We start from the raw sequence: 18,240 nt of genomic DNA on the forward strand, positions 1-18,240 counted from the left end.
ATGGCAGCAGCCTTTGCTGCTCTCTTTGCTGTATAGGACGTTAATTATTCGTAAAAGGGGATGGAATTCGTGGCCAACAAAATTGGAGTACTTGTGATGTCGTACGGCACGCCTGAGAGTCTTGAGGATGTAGAGGCTTATTATACGCATATCCGCCGGGGGAACGCTCCTTCTGCTGAGCAGCTCAAAGAATTGACCGACCGCTATAAGGCGATTGTCGGCGGGGTTTTTCCGCTTAGAGAGAATACCGACCGTCAGGTGGAAGCCTTGCAGGCCAAGCTGAACAGCGGGCAGATCCAGTATGTCTGCTACCAGGGGCTCAAGCATGCCAGACCGTTCATCGAGGATGGTGTCGAGGCCATGGTCCGGGACGGAATTACCCAGGCGATAGGCATCGTGCTGGCTCCGCATTACTCTGTAATGAGTGTAGGGACCTATATTAAGCGCGCCAAGGAAAAAGCCGAAGTCTGCGGTATTCAAATGGAGTTCGTTGAGAGCTACCATATGCACCCCGAGCTGATCGATGTGCTAAGCCGGAGAGTGACTGCCAAGCTGGATGAGTTCGAAGAAACGGGCGCATCGCGCGAGGAAGTGCGCGTGCTGTTCAGTGCACATAGTCTTCCAGAACGCATTCTGGCGATGGGTGATCCTTACCGTGACCAGCTGCTGGAGACTTCTAAGGCGATTGCCGCACAGGCAGGGGTAGAATCCTGGCAGTTCACTTGGCAGAGTGCGGGCCGGACAGCGGAGCCTTGGCTGGGACCGGATATTCTCGATACGCTGCGTGAGCTGGCCGAGAGCCAGGTGAAGTACGTGCTGTCAGCCCCGATCGGCTTCGTCTCCGACCATCTGGAGGTGCTGTACGATCTGGATATTGAAGCGCAGCAGCTTGCCTCAGAGCTGGATATGCGTCTTTTGCGGATTGACTCGCTGAACAGTGATCCGGCCTATATGTCGGTGCTCAGTGATGTGGTACGTACGAAGGCGAACCAGTTGAAGGTGAATCTGTCATGACAGATTCACCTCGCAAGGTGGTCATCATCGGCGGAGGGCTTAGCGGCCTCAGCGCCGCGTTCTATATCCGCAAGTTCTACCGTGAGGCCGGAACCCGGCTGGAGATTACATTAATTGAGAAGGACAAGGTCCTCGGCGGCAAAATCGAAACGCTGCACCGTGACGGCTTCGTAATTGAGAAGGGCCCGGATTCCTTCCTCGCCCGTAAGACGGCGATGGTCGATCTGGCCAGGGAGCTGGAGCTGGACCATGAGCTGGTAAGCACGAATCCGAACGCCAAGAAGACCTACATTCTGCAGCGGGGCAAGCTTCATCCGATGCCTGCCGGTCTTGTGCTGGGCATTCCGACAGAGCTGAAGCCCTTCCTGAAGAGCGGACTGGTCTCCTTCGGCGGCAAAATGCGGGCGATGATGGATTTCGTACTCCCGCCTCGCCGCAGCGCTGAGGATGAGTCGCTTGGCGATCTGATTGAGCGCCGTCTGGGTACAGAGGTACTGGAGAATATGACGGAGCCGCTGCTGGCAGGAATCTATGCAGGGGATATGCGCAAGATCAGCCTTCAGGCGACCTTTCCGCAGTTCGGTGAGGTCGAGCGCCAGTACGGCAGCCTGATCCGTGGAATGACGACCGGCAGGAAGCCGGTGGAGACTCATACCGGGACGAAGAAAAGTGCCTTCCTCACCTTCCGGCAAGGATTGCAAAGTCTTGTGCATGCGCTCATCCATGATCTGCAGGATGTCCGGCAAATCACGGGGAAAGGAGCGAAGTCCATCCGGGTGCTGGGAGACGCCGGTTCTTCCGGCGCTGCCCGTTATGAGGTGGAGCTCGAGACCGGTGAACTGCTGGAAGCAGACGACATCTATGTTACGGTGCAGAACTTCGCAGCCGCAGAGCTGCTGCGTCCACATGTGGATGTCTCGGCGCTGGATGCAGTGAACTATGTGTCAGTAGCTAATGTTGTTCTGGCGTTCAGCCGGCAAGACATTGTTACCGAATACGACGGATCGGGCTTCCTTGTTCCGCGTAAGGAAGGGCGGAACATCACCGCCTGCACCTGGACCTCTACCAAATGGCTGCATACCAGCCCTGACGATAAGGTATTGCTGCGCTGTTATGTGGGGCGGTCGGGGGATGAACAGAATGTGGAGCTGCCGGATGATGCGCTGGCGGAGCTGGTACGCAAGGATCTGAAGGAGATTATGGGAATCACTGCAGCGCCGCTGTTCACAGAGATCACCCGGCTGAGGTCGTCCATGCCGCAGTATCCGGTCGGCCATCCCGGCCGGGTTGCCGGCCTGCGCAGTGAGCTGGCGCAGAAGCTGCCCGGCATCTACGCCTTTGGCGCAGGCTATGACGGCATCGGGATGCCGGACTGTATCAAGCAGGCGAAGCTTACGGCTGAGACTGCCGCAGCCAGCCTCCCGAAGCTGCCGGAACCGGCGGGAGCTACAATCTAAAAGAAGCGGTGGAGCGGAGCAGTGGCGCTCCACCTTTTTTAGATATGGGCCCCCGCAAAGTACCTGAGTCATCACCCGAAGCTAAAGCCCCACTTTGCGGGGTTATTTATGAAAGGCTCCGTTCCCGGCTTGGAGCGGCAGCTGATAGATATGCTATAATAGAAACACTTTAAGGGTAAAGGAGATTACTTGCACTCATGTATCCGCCGAGATCAGGCAATAGACAAGGCAAGCGACAACATAGCAGGCGGCGGCGCAGAAGGGTATGGGCGTGGGTCAATGTGGCGTTGCTGCTGCTGATTACCGCTGCGCTCGCTTATTCATTCATGGACGACAAGGACCAGCAGGGCTCTGCTGCTCCGCCGGCGGCGCTCGTTACCTCGCCTTCGCCGGAAGCTGCTGCAACGGCGGCAGTTCCTACGGAAGCCGTCTCTACAGAAGAAGCTCCAGGGTCAGAGGCTACAGCCACTGCTGAGCCTGCTCCGGAGGAGACACCGGAGGCTTCACCAATGCCTGCGGCAACAGCTGTACCTACGGCAACCACTGCACCTTCTCCAGCACCGGCAGATCAGGCGGAAGCTACGGATGCACCGCAGGCCACACCTTCCGCAGCGGGCAACACCGGCGGACTGGTCTCCGGCTTACCGGAGAACACCACCGGCAAGATGGTGAAGCTGAGCTTTGCCGGAGATATCATCTTCAGCGGAAAAGCAGGCGCGCTGCTGGAGCAGAAGGGCTACGATTATTCCTACAGCGCGCTGGATGGAATGTTCAAGAAGGATGACCTGACGGTAGTCAATCTGGAAACTCCGATTACTACACGCGGGGTTGGGGCCAAGAACAAGCAGTTTGTGTTCAAGGGTCCGCCGAAAGCACTCGATGCGCTCAAAGCCGCCGGTGTGGATGCTGTCAATCTGGCTAACAACCACACGCTGGATCAGGGGGAGGAAGGTCTGCTCGACACCCTGAAGCATTTGGGCGAACGCGGAATCCCTCATGTAGGGGCAGGGCGGAACAGCCAGGAGGCGTATTCGGCGCAGTATTTTGAACGTAATGGAATTAAGATTGCCCTGCTGGGCTTCACACGGGTGATGCCGGTGATTGAATGGAAGGCAGAAGCGGGCAAGCCTGGCCTTGCTTCAGTGTATGACAGTGCGGAAGCGCTCAAGGTGATTGCCGCAGCCAAGCAAAAGGCCGATGTTGTCGTCGTCGTCGTCCACTGGGGGCGCGAGCGGATGGAGCAGTATGATAAGACCCAGCAGGCGCTAGGGCATAGCTTCATCGATGCCGGAGCGGATCTTGTGATGGGCGGTCATCCGCATGTGCTGCAGGGCATTGAGCCGTACAAAGGCAAGTGGATCGCCTACAGCACAGGCAACTTTATTTTCACACGCGGTTCCATCCCGGCTACTTGGGAGACGGCGGTATTCCAGGCGGAATGCAGCAAGCAGGGGCAATGCTCGCTTAAGCTGAAGCCGATGGATGCCGAGCTGGCGCAGCCGGTGCCGATGAATGATGCCGACGGGCAGCTGCTGCTGCACAGAATACAGTCTATTTCTTCCGGCCTGATCAAGGTCCGCAATGACGGCACTGTGATCCAAGCGGTGAAATAGCCGGAGGTGCGTACAATGATGAATAATATGTGTGTAGCCCACCGCGGTTTTTCCGGCAAAGCACCTGAGAATACACTGGCTGCCGTGCGGATGGCGATTGCGCTGCCTTTTGTACGCTGGATAGAGATTGATGTGCAGCTGACGAAGGACGGGGTGCCTGTAGTCATCCATGATTATTCCCTGGACCGCACGACCAACGGACACGGCAAGGTGAAGAATATGGAGTATGAACACATTCGGCGGCTGGATGCGGGGAGCTGGAGGGGGCGTGCTTTTCGCGGAGAGCGGGTGCCCTCCCTGGAAGAGGTGCTCGCACTGGCGTCAGGCAGGCTGCGGCTGAACATTGAACTGAAGACGGTGGGGGAGATGTATCCCGGCCTGGAGCAGAAGGTCATTGACCTGGTGAATGCCAGGGGAATGCGCGAGGAAGTGGTGCTGACCTCGTTCGATGCCGGTGTATTGCGGCGGATCAAGGAGCTGGACGCGCGGTTCCATACGGGGCTCATCTATGACTCCAGGTCCGGCAATCCGGCAGGCAAGATGAATGAGCTGGGCTGCTCCTTCCTGTCCATCAGCTTCGACCGGCTGAGCCCGGTGCTGGCGCAATCCCTGATTGAACGGGGGGTTCGGATTATGGCCTGGACTGTGAACAAAGGCAAGGACATGCGCCGCCTGTCAGAGATGCATTCCGATATTATGATCTGTACCAACCGTCCGGATATTTGGGGCGAACTCTTTTTGAAGGCTTGAACAGGCTGCTGTAAGCACACAAATTTATAGAGGAAGAGAGCTGAAGGAACAATGAGCAGTTCGGTCAATAATGTATACTGTGTAGGACGCAACTATCAATTACATGCGGAGGAGCTGGGCAACAAGGTGCCTGCCGAGCCGCTGATTTTCCTGAAGCCGTCTCATGCTGCCGTGGCCCTGGATAAAGCGATCATCCACCTGCCCAAGGACGCCGGACTGATTCATTACGAGGGGGAACTGGTGCTGCGCATTGCGCGTGATTACGTGCCGGGGATGAGTGTGCAGGAGCTGGTGGATGTGATGGCGCTGGGCCTCGACTTCACGCTCCGTGATGTGCACAATGATCTGCAGAAGAAGGGGCTGCCGTGGACAGCCGCCAAGGGCTTCAAGAACGCGGCTCCGCTGTCCCCGTACATGGCATTGCCTGAAGAAGAGGAACTGGAGGCCACCGACTTCAGCGTCCGCAAGAACGGAATTGAGGTTCAACGCGGGAACGTGAAGAACATGATTTTCTCCCTGCAAAAAATCGTTGAATTCATTGCCGCCCGCTACGGGCTGGGCAAGGACGATATTATTTTCACTGGAACCCCCGCCGGGGTAGGTCCGGTAGTGACGGGCGATTCGTTCGAGCTGTTCTGGGGCGAACGCCTCATGGGCACTTGCCTGATCGGTTAAGGCGATGCTCTCAGGACTTGAAGTGCTGCAATGGCTGATCGGAGCCTGCGGTGCGCTGCTGGTCGCCGGGGCCGCTTACTGGAAGCAGTCGCTTAGCTTCTCAGGGATGGTGGCGGCGGTGGTCATGGGGACGATCTACTTTGGGGCGGGGAATCTGTTCTGGTTCGGTATCCTGCTGGTGTTCTTCATCTCCTCGACGGTGCTGTCGAAGCTGCATCATGAGAATAAGGCTGAGCTGGAGGCCACGTATGATAAAACCGGACGCCGCGACGCGGGCCAGGTCTTCGCCAACGGCGGACTCGGGATGCTGGCCGTTCTGCTGAACGCGATCTATCCGCTGGAGCTCTGGAGCTTCCTGTTCATCGGGGTGATGGCTACCGTGACCTCGGATACATGGGCGACAGAGATCGGCACGCTGGCCCGGAAGCCTCCCCGGTCGGTGCTGACCGGGAAAGTGCTCCAGGCAGGCACCTCCGGCGGTGTTTCCCTGCCCGGGACGCTGGCCGCAGCGGCAGGAGGGGCGCTCATCGGCGCGGCCTCCTGGGTGCTGCGGGCGGCCTCCGGCATGACGCCCCATGCCTTCTGGCTGCTGGTGCTGGCCGGACTGCTGGGCGGGCTTGCGGGAGCTTTTGCCGACTCGGTCTTGGGTGCTACCGTGCAACGGATGAACCGCTGTACGGTCTGCGGCCGCGAGGTCGAAGCCTCTACGCACTGCAGTAAGCCTACGGAATACGCCAGGGGCTGGCGCTGGATGGACAATGATACTGTAAATGCTGTAAGTTCTATAATAGGCGGTGCTGTTGCGCTGCTGGTCAGTTATATCAGTTACATAGGATAAGGACGGGCCTGAGAATTAAGCTGGCCGTTGCACTATCCGGTAACATGCTGGATTCTATGGGTTGGGAGGTGAACCGTTGAGCAGTGCATCCGTAGACAAACATGCAGCTATTCTGGATGCCGCTTATGAGCTTTTCGGTTCAGGCGGCTTTTATGAGACGAAGATGTCGGAAGTGGCCGAACGTGCGGGGATTGCCAAGGGTACGGTCTATTTATATTTTAAAAGCAAAGAGGAGCTCTTCATGGCGGTTACCCGCCGCGATTGTGAAGGCTTCCTTGAACAGCTTGAGAGCAAGCTGAGGAACCGCTCTACATTGACAGACAAGCTCTCCGTTATTGCAGAGCATCATCTGTTCTATTACTATGAGCGCAAGCAACATACGAAGCTGTTCTTCCGTGCGCCTAACAATAATCCTGAGCTGGTGGCTTATATGGCACAGTTCATGGAAGCCTATATGCAGGCTGTGGTGAAGGTGCTGCTGGAAGGCGGGGCTACCGAGCCGGAGCTGATGGCGCAGTCGTATATCGGGATTCTGGACCGTCTGAAGATGGACATCCTGTTCGACCCTGAGTTTGCCGAGGCAGATGCGGATAAGCGGGCGAAGTTTGCGGCCAGGCTCTTTATCACAGGGGCACTGGGCAGCCTGGATTCGGCGCCGGGGGATTTCCCTGCCGAAGCTGAATCTTAAGGGAGTACAGCTAAGTTCCGGTTTCAAAATATAAGGCAAGCGAGGACAACTGATGAATATTATGACAGTGGAACACCTCTCCAAGAGCTACGGGGAGAAAACCCTGTTCCGTGATGCCTCCTTCGGCATGGACGACAGGGATAAGATAGGCGTAATTGGCGTCAACGGCACGGGAAAATCAACCTTTTTGAAGATTATCGCCGGGCTTGATACAGCAGATGAAGGGCAGATTAGTATCGGCAATGATGTGCGGGTGCAGTTTCTGGCCCAGAATCCGCCTTACGAGCCTGGAAATACAGTCCTGCAGCAGGTATTTGCCGGAGAGGACCCGGAGCTTGCGACCATGCGGGAATATATGGAGGTTATGTCTCTTCTCGAGCAGAATCCGGGAGATTCAGGGCTGGAGAGCAGGCTTGTCCGGATTGGGCAGGCCATCGACGCCGCCGGCACCTGGCAGCTGGAGAGTGAGGCCAAGACTGTCCTCACGAAGCTGGGGATTACCCGGTTCGATGCCCGGATGGAGAGCCTCTCCGGTGGACAGCGCAAGCGCGTAGCGCTGGCAGCGGCACTGATTACACCGTCGGAGCTGCTGATTCTGGATGAGCCTACCAACCATATTGACACGGATTCCGTAGCCTGGCTGGAGCAGTATCTGCAGAAGCGGCGCGGGGCGCTCCTGATGGTAACGCATGACCGTTATTTCCTGGAACGCGTAGCCAGTGTAATGCTTGAGCTGGACGGCGGGAATCTGTACCGGTATGAAGCGAACTATTCGCGGTTCCTGGAGCTGAAGGCAGACCGTGAAGAACGGGAGGCTTCGGCCGAGCAGAAGCGCAAGAATCTGCTGCGCACCGAGCTGGCCTGGATTCGCCGCGGGGCTAAGGCCCGTTCCACGAAGCAGAAGGCGCGGATCGACCGCTTCGAGAAGCTCAAGGAGAGCACGGGAGGCGCATCGGCGTCATCTATGGATATCTCTGTGGCCTCCACAAGACTGGGCCGCAAAATCATTGAGATTCAGGATCTCACCAAATCGCTGGACGGCCGGACCTTAATCAAGGATCTGAATTATATTGCTGTACCGCAGGACCGTGTGGGGATTGTCGGCAAGAACGGCAGCGGTAAATCTACGCTGCTTAACCTGATTGCCGGTAAGCTTACACCGGACAGCGGCGAGGTACAGCTCGGTACGACCGTGAAGCTGGGTTATTTCACCCAGGAGCATCAGGACATGGATCTCAGCCTGCGGGCGATCGAGTATGTGAAGGAAGAAGCCGAGATCATCAAGACCGCAGACGGCAGTGTCATCACCGCCGGGCAAATGCTGGAGCGCTTCCTGTTCCCGCCCGCGATGCAGTGGACGCCAATCTCCAAGCTGTCCGGAGGCGAGAAAAGACGACTGTATCTGCTGCGTGTCCTCATGGGAGCGCCGAACGTGCTGCTGCTCGATGAGCCGACGAATGATCTGGATATCGGCACACTCGCTGTACTGGAGGATTACCTCGATGAATTCCCCGGCGTAGTCTTCACCGTATCGCATGACCGCTACTTCCTGGATCGTACCGTGGATAAGCTGATTGCCTTCGAGGATGGGGGCATCCGCCTGCATGTCGGGGACTATAGCGAATATGAAGAGTGGCTGGCGAAGAACGTCCCGTCCGGCAGCGGGAACTCCGGCAAGGCAGAAGGCGGCTCCGGCCGCAGCGCCAGCGGGGCTAATTCTGCGGCTGCTGAGCAGGGCGGGAATGCACAGGCCGGGTCAGCGCCGCGCGAGAAGCTGAAATTCACCTTCAAGGAGCAGCGCGAGTACGAGGGTATCGACGAGGCCATTGAACAGGCGGAGCAGCATCTGACAGACATCTCGGCACAGATGGAAGCGGCCTTTGCCGACTCCGGCAGACTCCAGGAGCTGGTGGAGAAGCAGCGTCAGGCCGAGGCAGAGCTGGAGCGCCTGATGGAGCGCTGGACCTATCTCAATGAGCTGGCGGAGAAGATTGCCGGTAAGTAACCGTGCAGAAGGAGGGACAGTGCTGTAACCCATCCGATGGAGCGCTGGACATATCTTAATGAGCTGGCGGAGAAAATTGCCGGTAAGTAACCGTGCAGAAGGAGGGGACGGTTACTGTGACTCATACAATAGAAGCTGCTGTACAGCTCCGTTCCTCTGGCCGGGCTGAACAAGCAAGAACCATGCTGCTAGAGCTATTGTCAGCAGACGATAGCAACGCCGGGCTGCTTTATCAGCTGGCATGGACGCATGATGTGCTGGGCTTGGAGCGCGAGGCGGTATCCTATTACGAGCAGAGTCTTCTTAATGAGCTGAGGGAGAAGATGGCGGGTAGTAACAACGTGTAGAAGGAGGGGACGGTTACTGTGACTCATACAATAGAAGCTGCTGTACAGCTCCGTTCCTCTGGCCGGGCTGAACAAGCAAGAACCATGCTGCTAGAGCTATTGTCAGCAGACGATAGCAACGCCGGGCTGCTTTATCAGCTGGCATGGACGCATGATGTGCTGGGCTTGGAGCGCGAGGCGGTATCCTATTACGAGCAGAGTCTTGCCCTGGGGCTTCCAGATGCGGAGCAGAAGGCAGGCGCGATGCTGGGCCTGGGCAGCACGTACCGGACGCTGGGGCAGTATACAGAGTCCCGTGCGCTGCTGGAGCAGGGTGCGCTTGAATTCCCGCAGCGTGCTGAGTTCAAGGCTTTTCTGGCCATGACGCTGCATAATCTCGGTGCTCACACCGAAGCCATGGAGCTGCTGCTTACGCTGCTTGTGGATACATCCGCTGATCCCGGTATCCAGGATTACCGCAAGGCTATTAAGTACTATGCGGACAAGCTGGAGCAGGTATGGCCTTAACCGGGTAATCCTGGAAGGAAGAAGGAGCTGGGCGGAGAAAATCGCGGGTAAGTAACACCACGCAGAATCAGCTGCAAAGTCAGAGGGTTATGCAGAAATCCTGCCCAAAATGCAATTTCTCACTCGTCATCGCAGCCCTAATCCGCTATTGTTGTACAAAAAGCAGCATTACCCGATTCCAGAGCGGATTGGCAGGATAATTGTTGTATTTCATGCAGGAATCTACTCTAATGTGCAAGTGTTCGGACGGCAGGGTTGCAATAATTGCAACATTTCGGCCTGGTCAAGTAATTTTTGACTCATTTTATCACCATGATCAACTAAAAAGGCAGCACCAGTTATCTAAACGAGCTGGTGCTGCCTTTTTGGTACTCTGTATCTCGCTGTTATGAGAATAAGTGAGTGACTGTCCCCGTCCAACTTCAGCGATTCACTCCAGCGGCTACTGCTGTAGAGCATGACCCGCCATGGCTATTTGCCGCCCGCCACGGCAATCATCTGCACGACTGGCCGTGAATCGCCGGTCAGTACCGCCTCGTCTGCATTCATCTGCGATGAGCCGTCTCCGTCGAGGAAGATCCCTTCCCGCCCCTCGCCCGGGACGGTCACCTGCACGGCGGCGCGGAATTCCGCCGCCGTGCAGAGCGAATTCGTGACGAGCAGCCAGAGCTTCCCCGACTGGTCATAGACCAGCCCGGAGCGCAGGCGCCGCTCACCCTCATAGGGCAAATGCTCTGCGTTCGCAGCCGCCTCCCACAGCTCTTCATGCTGCAGGTTCATGCTGATCCCGCCCTGCGCCCAGTAATTGCTGCGGTCGCTCACGGCCAGGTCGCCGCCAGAGGCGGCAACCTGTACGCTGAGCACTCCCGCAGCACCGTCCCAGACCAGCGTTCCACGCGCATACTTCGCGTTGAACCAGCCAGAACCGTAGCTGCGGGCTTCGCTGTTCACGGGCTGGTCGTTCATGATGGCGATGGACAACAGGTCATCGCCGTAAAAGAAGCCGCCATTGATCCCATAGGCGGCAATCTGACGCAGCGGCAAGCCTGCGCGCCGTAGTATTACATCCTCCGGGTTCAGCGACAGCATATGCAGCTGAACCCCGCCTGGACCTTCGGCTTCCCGATAGGTATAGTTATGCGGGAGGCCAGAGAAGACCTCCCGCTTGCTTGTACCTGTAAGCGGGAACACAGCAAAGAGGAGCGCGCTTACCATCAGCAGCGCTCCTATAGCCAGAATCCTTAACTGCGACGCCCTATCAATTCGCCCCAACATAAGCCGCCAGCAGCTTAGCCGTATTAAGCACAGCTTGCTTGTGGGTACGTTCCATGGAGTGGGAGGCGTGTACGCCCGGTCCGATCAGTGCGGCCCGGATGTTGTTCCCGCCGCGCAGGGCAGCAGAGGCGTCGGAGCCGTATTGCGGATAGATATCGACCGCGAATGGAATCGCCAGACCGTTCGCCAGCTCGATCATGCGGCTGGTCATGGCGTAATCATACGGGCCGGAGGAGTCCTTGGCACAGATGGAGACATCCGTCTCCTTGCAGCTGAGGTCATCGCCCATCGCGCCCATGTCCACAGCGATCATCTCATTGATCTCACCCGGAATCCAGGCAGCGCCGTGACCAACTTCTTCATAGTTGGAGATGAGCAGGGACAGGTTGTGCAGCGGCTTCCAGCCTTCGCGCCGGATGCTCTCCAGCAGTCCGAATAAGGCAGCAACGCTGGCTTTGTCGTCCAGATGACGGGATTTGATATATCCGCTGGGGGTAAGCACTGCCCTTGCATCGAACGAAATATAGTCACCGACCGAAATCCCCAGCTTCAGCACATCATCCTTGGTGGAGACCAGCTCATCAATCCGGATCTCCATATTCTCTTCCGAACGCTTGAAATCACGGGCATCGGCATACACATGCACAGAAGGATGACTGGTCAGGATCGTACCGGTATAAGTTAATCCGCTGCGGGTATGGATGATACAATATTCATTCTCAATGCTGTTCATGCTGAATCCGCCTACAGAGGTTAAGCGGAGGGTACCGTTTGACTTAATGGAGCGGACCATGGCACCGAGTGTATCCACATGGGCACTGATGCCGATCGTACGCGAAGGATCGAGTCCGGGTACGCCCAGCATCGCGCCGCCTTTTTCATTCCAGGTAAGCGGAATACCCAGCGCTGCCGCTTCTTCGGCCACCAGAGCCATAACCTGGGTGGTGAAGCCGCTGGGGCTTGGGGTGTCGAGCAGTTTTTTGAGCAGATTCAGGATATATTCTTCATTGGGCTGGATGTTAAGCAAGGATAGTTCCTCCTATTCGTCTATGAATTACAGCTGGGATGATCCTTCTGGAGTAAAAGGGGCACTCTCAGCAGGGATAGGCTCCATATTAATACTTCCCGCGTCACGCAGCTTGGCAAGCTCGGCATTCAGGCTCTTGATCTGCTTCTGCAGCTTATACTGGCGGAAAATCCCGTACGAACCCACCACCACACCGCCAATCAGCGCACAGCCAAGGATGACGAGAATTAGCGGGATGCTGACCACGTCAAAGCCGAAATTCACCGGAACCGTATCGACATTCATTACTGCGAATACAGCTGTCAGCAGTGCAAAAAATAAACCTAATATAAGTGACCATTGAAATTTCATATATTTTCCTCCTCAGGATCAATGACAATACAAATCCCCTGCCCGCAGAGGGCAAGGGATTACTGTAATACTAAGCTTTCTGCCTCATTTGGTCAACTGCTCCATCTGCTCAATGACGCTCTCAAATACGCTCATGGCTTCACGGATCGGTTCAGGAGACGACATATCCACCCCGGCCTTGCTCAGAATGTTAATGGAATAATCGCTGCCGCCGCTCTTCAGGAAGCCGAGGTAACGGTCAACCGCCGGTTTGCCTTCCTCTAGGATCTGTTTGGCGAAGCTCGTCGCCGCCGAGAAGCCGGTAGCATATTTATAGACATAGAAGCTGTTATAGAAATGCGGAATCCGTGCCCACTCCATCTCAATATCCTGATCGATCACCATATCCTTGCCGTAATACTTGACATTCAGATCGTAGTAGATGGAAGAGAGATCCTGCGGTGTGAGCGATTCGCCTTCTTCGGCGCGCTGGTGAATGATTTTCTCGAATTCAGCGAACATCGTCTGCCGGAATACGGTAGTGCGGAACTGGTCGGCATAGTAGGTGAGCAGGTACATTTTTTCCTTCGGGTCTGTGGATTTGTTCAGCAGGTAATCCATCAGCAGCGCCTCATTGGTAGTAGAAGCAACCTCCGCCAGGAAAATAGTGTACTGCGCGTCCCGGTATTTCAGCGCCGTGTCCGAATAGTAGGAATGCAGGGCGTGACCCATCTCATGCGCCAGTGTGAACATGCTGTTCAGATTATCATTATGGTTCAGCAGCACGAAAGGATGGGTGCCGTAAGCCCCCCAGCTGTATGCGCCGGAGCGTTTGTTCTCGTTCTCGTAGACATCGATCCAGCCTTTGTCATAGCCTTCCTGCAGAACACTCAGGTAGTCCTCGCCAAGCGGCTTCAGGCCTTCCTTGGTAATCTTCTTAGCCTCGTCAAAAGTAATATCCAGCTTATATTCGTCCACAAGCGGAGCGAACAAGTCATACATATGTAACTCATCTACCCCGAGCAGCTTCTGGCGCAGCTTCATATAACGGTGCATCAGCGGCAGACTCTCGTGAATCGTATCGATCAGATTCGTGTAGACTTCCTTCGGAATATTGTCGCCGTAGAGCGACATTTCCAGCACGGAAGGGTATTTGCGCACACGGGAGTAAAAGACATTCTTATTCACATTCGCGCTCAGCGTGGCGGCAATCGTGTTCTTTTGCTTGCTGTAAGTTTCGTAGACCGCTTTGAAGGCGTTCTTGCGGACCTCACGGTCCGGGCTTTCGAGGAATTGAATATAGCTTCCGTGCGTCAGCTCGACTTCCTTGCCTTCTTCGTTCTTAATCTTCGGGAACTTCAGATCCGCATTATTCAGCATGCTGAATACAGTCTGCGGGGCCTGGGCGATCGTGCTGACCTGAGCCAGCAGGGCCTCTTCCGCTTTGGACAGGACATGGGCCTTCTCACGTTTCATCTCAGTCAAGGTGAAGGTGTAGTCGGAGAGCGAAGGGTCGGCGATGAACTGGTCCAGCGTTGCGTCAGGCAGGGCCAGAATCTCAGGTGTGACAAAAGAAAGAGCTTCACCCGCTTCAACGCCAAGCTTCTTGGCCTTAGAGGAGAGAGCCTGGTACTTCGGAGCCGCTGTATCCTCATCCTGGCGCATATGCGCATAGACATAGAGACGTTCAGTCAGCAGGGACAGCTTGTCGTCCAGCTCAAAGCATTTCTTCAGGGCATCGGGAGAATCCAGCTTCCCTTGGAAGGAGGCAGCGCTTGTAATGAGCGCCTTCACTTCCTTATATTCGGCATCCCACTGCTCCTCTGAAGCAAACATATCTTCAAGCTTCCAGCGGTTCTCGGCGGGCACTTCACTTCTCTTAGGTAATTGTTCCATAGAAATCCTCCTCGGTAGATGGGATGCGGCTGGGCTGCTCACCGCCTGCGGGAGCGCTGAGGACAGAGTTCCTTGCAGCAGGCTGAGCGCAAGCAGGAGCGGGAGAGATTTGGCGGTAACGGACATGACGGCAGCCTCCTGATTCTCAAAGTCTGCTTAGTATGCCCTGCCAATTCATGTTTATTAAATCATAAGTGTGCTTACAGATGAAGTTATGTGAGCAGGCTATAAATAATGAAGACAAAAGCCAGCGCAATCATAATCACTGCGGTCAATGCCATCCCGCGCTTCATGCGCGGGGGCATTTTGTCCTTGCTCATAATCAGTACGGCACCCAGACACAGGACTACTATTACATAGATGACCAGACTCTCGTTATCCATGCCCGACTACACCTGTTTGAAGGCGGCGATGATATTCTTGTACTCTTCTTCATTATCCTTGTAGGATTCTTTATTGAAGCGGTTGTTCACCCACTGCATCATAGCCGGACGGCTCATGAAGGTATGCGTTTCTTCCCCCCATTGGTCGGAGATTTCACGAAGGATAATATAGCGTCCCTGAACCTCCACCGTCATCATGTTCCATTTGTCTGTTTTGTATATTTCATGTTTTTTGATCATTATCATTACCACCCTGGCGATTTTTGGCTTTTGGGTCAATGATAACGCACCGGAGAAGAGAAAAGCAAATTAAATCATGAAATCAGGGAAAAGATGGATTGCTTTACAAGTATAGAAAGAGTATAATGTAAGCATACGCCATATATGGCGGTATTTTTAGGAGGTTGTTCATTTGAAAGGTACAGTAAAATGGTTTAACGCAGAAAAAGGTTATGGTTTCCTTCAAGTTGAAGGCGGCGAAGATGTATTCGTTCACTTCTCTGCAATTCAAGGCGACGGATTCAAGACTTTGGACGAAGGCCAAGCGGTAGAGTTCGATGTTACTGACGGTAACCGTGGTCCACAGGCAGCGAACGTAGTTAAATTATAAAATACGGCCAAGGCAGAGCTTCTGTCAGCCGCAATATATATATTTGATCTAGCACGCACTGGCATAAGTAGCATCAGGCAGCTTGAGCAGCACAGTTCCTTCGGGGGCTGTGTTTTTTTATTATATTAGGAAACTATAGTTTCCTGCAGCTGAGGTGTGAGTAAATTGCTTTAAACCGAATACAATCGGCTGGTACAGCGGCACACGACTCAAATGTATATCAAAAACAGCATACATTGTGCTCGCGCGAAGGTAATCTTATCCTTTTTTTCGATCTCCCGCCCTTAATCACTCAGAGCGGGGTCCTACTTTTGTTTCTTAGCGGGCGGTCTGCGCCGCCCCCGAGGTCCATCAGATGCTTGGACAGGAAGCCGATGAAGGCCAGAACCGAGAAGCCGGCAGCGACCAGATAGAATACAATCCGGCCCGCATCCTGGTAGATCAGCCCTCCGAAGGTGCCGCTGAGCAGACCTGCGCCGCTGGACCATACGACGGTGAAGAGGGCCATTCCGGTTGCCCGCAGATGATCAGGGATGATCCGTGTGATGTAGCGGACGGCGGTTACATAATAGATGCCGAACGAAATACTGTGCATGGCTTGAATCGCAACCACGGTACCCGGCTCCTGAGCCAGCGACATGAACAAAAAGCGCAGCGTGAACATCAGGCTGGCAAAAGCGAGCAGCGGCAGCTCCTTGAACTTGTCGCCATATCTGCTGAGCAGGAAGAAGATGGGGATCTCACTGAGCGCAGAAGCCAGCAGTGCCCAGCCCACGATTTCATCCCCTGCATTCATGCCCTTGAGGCTGATCGTCAGAAAGGCCTCGTTCATCCGGTAGCCGATGGCAAGCAGGAAGACAGAGCCGAAGAACCACAGCACTTCCTTTTGCAGCAGAATCTCCCGGAGTCCGGAGCCCTTCAGCGGTTTGTCCGTAGATTCCTTGTCTACAGAGAGCGGTGCCGCTTCGGTTCGCTTCACATCCTTCAGCCCAATCGTAATCAGCAGCGCGGTTACGACAATGACAATACAAATCGCTACGCTGTACTGAGGTCCCAGCGTTCTGAGTACATAGCCGATTGTAAGGGCGAAGAAGGAGTATCCGAGTGAGCCGAATACACGGATGGCGATGAAATTCCGACCGTGGCGCTGGGCTATTTTGATAGCCATCGTATCTGCCAGCGGAAAGACAGGGTAATAGAAGAAATAGAAAAAGGACAAAATAAGCATGACACTAGAAAAATCGTTGGCTCTGGCCAGAATAATGGCGGTAATCAGCTGGCCTCCAAGCAGGAGGGCCATAATCTTACGGACGGTACCCAGCCGGTCACTCATCATACTCCAGAACAGGTTAGAGAGAATTGAGATTAACGGGCCTACAGAGTAGAGCAGACCCATTTGCGGACTGCTGAAGCCCAGGTGGGCATAAAATAACGGGAAATAAGAAACAACCAGCACACTGGTGCCGTACAGCGTAAACATAAAGGATCGCAGCCAGTTTTGATCACTGTATTGGCCGCCGCTCCGCCTCGCATTCATGATTGTGCACTCCTTCGGGATATAGAAAAGTATAGTATAGCATAAAGCGGAGAAGCCGGGGGTTCCGTAAAATATCGATTTTCTGAATCTTTCAAGAGTTTGCGAAAGTGATTTTGTTGTTTGTACAAATCCGCTCTGCATATTATAATAATCATGATTTGGATAAGGAGACAACAATGTGGAGGCACTGTCATTGAATGAATTTGAGCAAGGCCGTAACCGTAGTCCGCGCGGTCCTATTGGACTCATGAAGAGGGTCTATAAGTACGTGCTGCCGGAAGTGCGATCATGTCTCGATTTCTGGCGCAAGGATGCAGAAGGAATTCCCGATCCCGAGCTCCGCAAGCAAGCGCTTGCCAGCATTGAAACGAAGCAGTTTCATTGCGAAGGCGGCGGAATCTATGCCGCCGGCAATTTGTCGATGAGACATATACTGATTCCGCTAATTGTTGCCTATCAGACGATCAGTGATTATTTGGACAACCTGTGTGACCGCAGTACTTCGCTTGACCCGGCTGATTTCCGGCTGCTGCATAAGTCTATGCTGGATGCGGTTACCCCCGGCGCAGAGCCTGTGAACTATTACGCGCTGCGCACGGAACAGAATGACGGCGGATACCTGCACAGACTGGTCCGCAAATGCCAGGAGATGACCTCCCGGCTACCCGGATACGGTGCTGCTGCTGAAGAGGTCTATAATCTGGCCGTATTGTATACCGATCTTCAGGTCTATAAGCACATTCACCCGGAGCTTAGAGAAGCTGCCCTCAAGGAATGGTGGGAGAAGGAGGGGCACCGGGCGCCTCATCTCCAGTGGAATGAATTTGCGGCCGCAACCGGTTCAACCCTAGGCGTATTTATGCTTTTTCTGGCATCCTGTGATCCTAAGCTAAGTACAGTGGCATCCTCATCCATTCGTGCTGCTTATTTTCCGAATGTGTGCGGTCTGCATATCATGCTGGATTATCTGATTGACCAGGATGAAGACCGGGCCGGCGGTGATCTCAATTTCTGCAATTATTATGAGAATACGGATATGATGCTGAACCGGATCGCTTCCATTGTGGAGTGGGCCCGCAAGGATGTCCGTAGTCTTCCCGAGAACTCCATGCACCGTATGATCATCGAAGGACTGCTGGCCCTCTATTTATCCGATCCCAAGGTTAGTGAGCAGCGGGAGGTCCGCTCGGTATCCCGTAGGCTGATGAAGAATAGTCCGCTGACCAGGCTCTTCTTCTTCGTCAACAGCCGCTGGATACGCAAACACATGTATTAGATGCTGCTGTGT

The 18,240-nt window shown here is 54.8% G+C and carries 19 protein-coding genes; 12 read left to right on the forward strand and 7 right to left on the reverse strand.

The window, feature by feature from the left end:
- The first annotated feature begins 69 nt into the window (after nucleotides 1-69).
- The 10 genes from hemH to NSS83_RS31600 all read left to right on the forward strand — a co-directional run bounded on the left by hemH (nucleotide 70) and on the right by NSS83_RS31600 (nucleotide 9,894).
- A complete protein-coding gene (gene hemH / locus NSS83_RS31555; protein WP_341347263.1) occupies nucleotides 70-1,014 on the forward strand; it encodes a ferrochelatase in 945 nt (314 codons plus the stop codon).
- Nucleotides 1,011-2,471 (forward strand): protoporphyrinogen oxidase, encoded by a 1,461-nt coding sequence (gene hemG, locus NSS83_RS31560; protein ID WP_341186713.1) that lies wholly within the window; start codon nucleotides 1,011-1,013, stop codon nucleotides 2,469-2,471. Before hemH ends, hemG begins: the two co-directional genes overlap by 4 nt.
- A gap of 197 nt (nucleotides 2,472-2,668) precedes the next feature.
- On the forward strand, nucleotides 2,669-4,084 hold the full coding sequence (locus NSS83_RS31565; RefSeq protein WP_341186712.1) for a CapA family protein: 1,416 nt from the start codon (nucleotides 2,669-2,671) through the stop codon (nucleotides 4,082-4,084).
- Nucleotides 4,085-4,102: 18 nt separating this feature from the next.
- Complete coding sequence (locus NSS83_RS31570) at nucleotides 4,103-4,834, forward strand: glycerophosphodiester phosphodiesterase family protein (RefSeq protein ID WP_341186841.1); 732 nt, start codon at nucleotides 4,103-4,105, stop codon at nucleotides 4,832-4,834.
- A 51-nt stretch (nucleotides 4,835-4,885) separates the two neighbouring features.
- Nucleotides 4,886-5,509 carry a fumarylacetoacetate hydrolase family protein gene (locus tag NSS83_RS31575; protein ID WP_341347264.1) on the forward strand — a complete coding sequence of 208 codons (624 nt, stop codon included), beginning with the start codon at nucleotides 4,886-4,888 and terminating at the stop codon, nucleotides 5,507-5,509.
- 25 nt (nucleotides 5,510-5,534) lie between these two features.
- Nucleotides 5,535-6,347 carry a DUF92 domain-containing protein gene (locus tag NSS83_RS31580; protein ID WP_341348791.1) on the forward strand — a complete coding sequence of 271 codons (813 nt, stop codon included), beginning with the start codon at nucleotides 5,535-5,537 and terminating at the stop codon, nucleotides 6,345-6,347.
- A 76-nt stretch (nucleotides 6,348-6,423) separates the two neighbouring features.
- Complete coding sequence (locus tag NSS83_RS31585; RefSeq protein ID WP_341186710.1) at nucleotides 6,424-7,035, forward strand: helix-turn-helix domain-containing protein; 612 nt, start codon at nucleotides 6,424-6,426, stop codon at nucleotides 7,033-7,035.
- 52 nt (nucleotides 7,036-7,087) lie between these two features.
- Complete coding sequence (locus NSS83_RS31590) at nucleotides 7,088-9,040, forward strand: ABC-F family ATP-binding cassette domain-containing protein (protein ID WP_341186709.1); 1,953 nt, start codon at nucleotides 7,088-7,090, stop codon at nucleotides 9,038-9,040.
- A gap of 116 nt (nucleotides 9,041-9,156) precedes the next feature.
- Nucleotides 9,157-9,387: a hypothetical protein gene (locus NSS83_RS31595; RefSeq protein WP_341347265.1), complete on the forward strand. Its 231-nt coding sequence runs from the start codon at nucleotides 9,157-9,159 to the stop codon at nucleotides 9,385-9,387.
- A gap of 18 nt (nucleotides 9,388-9,405) precedes the next feature.
- The gene (locus tag NSS83_RS31600) at nucleotides 9,406-9,894 is read left to right on the forward strand and encodes a tetratricopeptide repeat protein (RefSeq protein ID WP_341347266.1); all 489 of its coding nucleotides are present in this window, start codon (nucleotides 9,406-9,408) and stop codon (nucleotides 9,892-9,894) included.
- A 471-nt stretch (nucleotides 9,895-10,365) separates the two neighbouring features.
- On the opposite strand, the gene NSS83_RS31605 is transcribed toward NSS83_RS31600, so the two are convergent.
- From NSS83_RS31605 to NSS83_RS31630, 6 genes are all read right to left on the reverse strand, one after another.
- Nucleotides 10,366-11,109 carry a hypothetical protein gene (locus NSS83_RS31605; RefSeq protein WP_341347267.1) on the reverse strand — a complete coding sequence of 248 codons (744 nt, stop codon included), beginning with the start codon at nucleotides 11,107-11,109 and terminating at the stop codon, nucleotides 10,366-10,368.
- Nucleotides 11,110-11,152: 43 nt separating this feature from the next.
- Entirely contained in the window at nucleotides 11,153-12,196 is a 1,044-nt protein-coding gene (locus tag NSS83_RS31610) for a M42 family metallopeptidase (RefSeq protein ID WP_341186705.1), read from the reverse strand.
- A gap of 27 nt (nucleotides 12,197-12,223) precedes the next feature.
- Nucleotides 12,224-12,547 carry a lipopolysaccharide assembly protein LapA domain-containing protein gene (locus NSS83_RS31615; RefSeq protein ID WP_051494120.1) on the reverse strand — a complete coding sequence of 108 codons (324 nt, stop codon included), beginning with the start codon at nucleotides 12,545-12,547 and terminating at the stop codon, nucleotides 12,224-12,226.
- A gap of 84 nt (nucleotides 12,548-12,631) precedes the next feature.
- A complete protein-coding gene (gene pepF, locus NSS83_RS31620) occupies nucleotides 12,632-14,422 on the reverse strand; it encodes an oligoendopeptidase F (RefSeq protein ID WP_341186704.1) in 1,791 nt (596 codons plus the stop codon).
- Nucleotides 14,423-14,634: 212 nt separating this feature from the next.
- The gene (locus tag NSS83_RS31625; RefSeq protein ID WP_341347268.1) at nucleotides 14,635-14,805 is read right to left on the reverse strand and encodes a hypothetical protein; all 171 of its coding nucleotides are present in this window, start codon (nucleotides 14,803-14,805) and stop codon (nucleotides 14,635-14,637) included.
- A 6-nt stretch (nucleotides 14,806-14,811) separates the two neighbouring features.
- A complete protein-coding gene (locus tag NSS83_RS31630) occupies nucleotides 14,812-15,045 on the reverse strand; it encodes a hypothetical protein (RefSeq protein ID WP_036702226.1) in 234 nt (77 codons plus the stop codon).
- Nucleotides 15,046-15,217: 172 nt separating this feature from the next.
- Here NSS83_RS31630 and NSS83_RS31635 point away from each other — a divergent pair, with 172 nt between their 5' ends.
- On the forward strand, nucleotides 15,218-15,415 hold the full coding sequence (locus tag NSS83_RS31635; protein ID WP_036725228.1) for a cold shock domain-containing protein: 198 nt from the start codon (nucleotides 15,218-15,220) through the stop codon (nucleotides 15,413-15,415).
- Between the two features lie 292 nt (nucleotides 15,416-15,707).
- On the opposite strand, the gene NSS83_RS31640 is transcribed toward NSS83_RS31635, so the two are convergent.
- Entirely contained in the window at nucleotides 15,708-16,952 is a 1,245-nt protein-coding gene (locus NSS83_RS31640; protein WP_341186702.1) for an MFS transporter, read from the reverse strand.
- A gap of 193 nt (nucleotides 16,953-17,145) precedes the next feature.
- Between NSS83_RS31640 and NSS83_RS31645 the strand changes: the two genes are divergently transcribed.
- Nucleotides 17,146-18,228, forward strand: a complete 1,083-nt coding sequence (locus tag NSS83_RS31645) for a tetraprenyl-beta-curcumene synthase family protein (protein ID WP_341186701.1) — start codon at nucleotides 17,146-17,148, stop codon at nucleotides 18,226-18,228.
- Nucleotides 18,229-18,240 lie beyond the last annotated feature (12 nt).

The organism is Paenibacillus sp. FSL H3-0469, from assembly GCF_038051945.1.
Taxonomy (GTDB): domain Bacteria; phylum Bacillota; class Bacilli; order Paenibacillales; family Paenibacillaceae; genus Paenibacillus_AQ.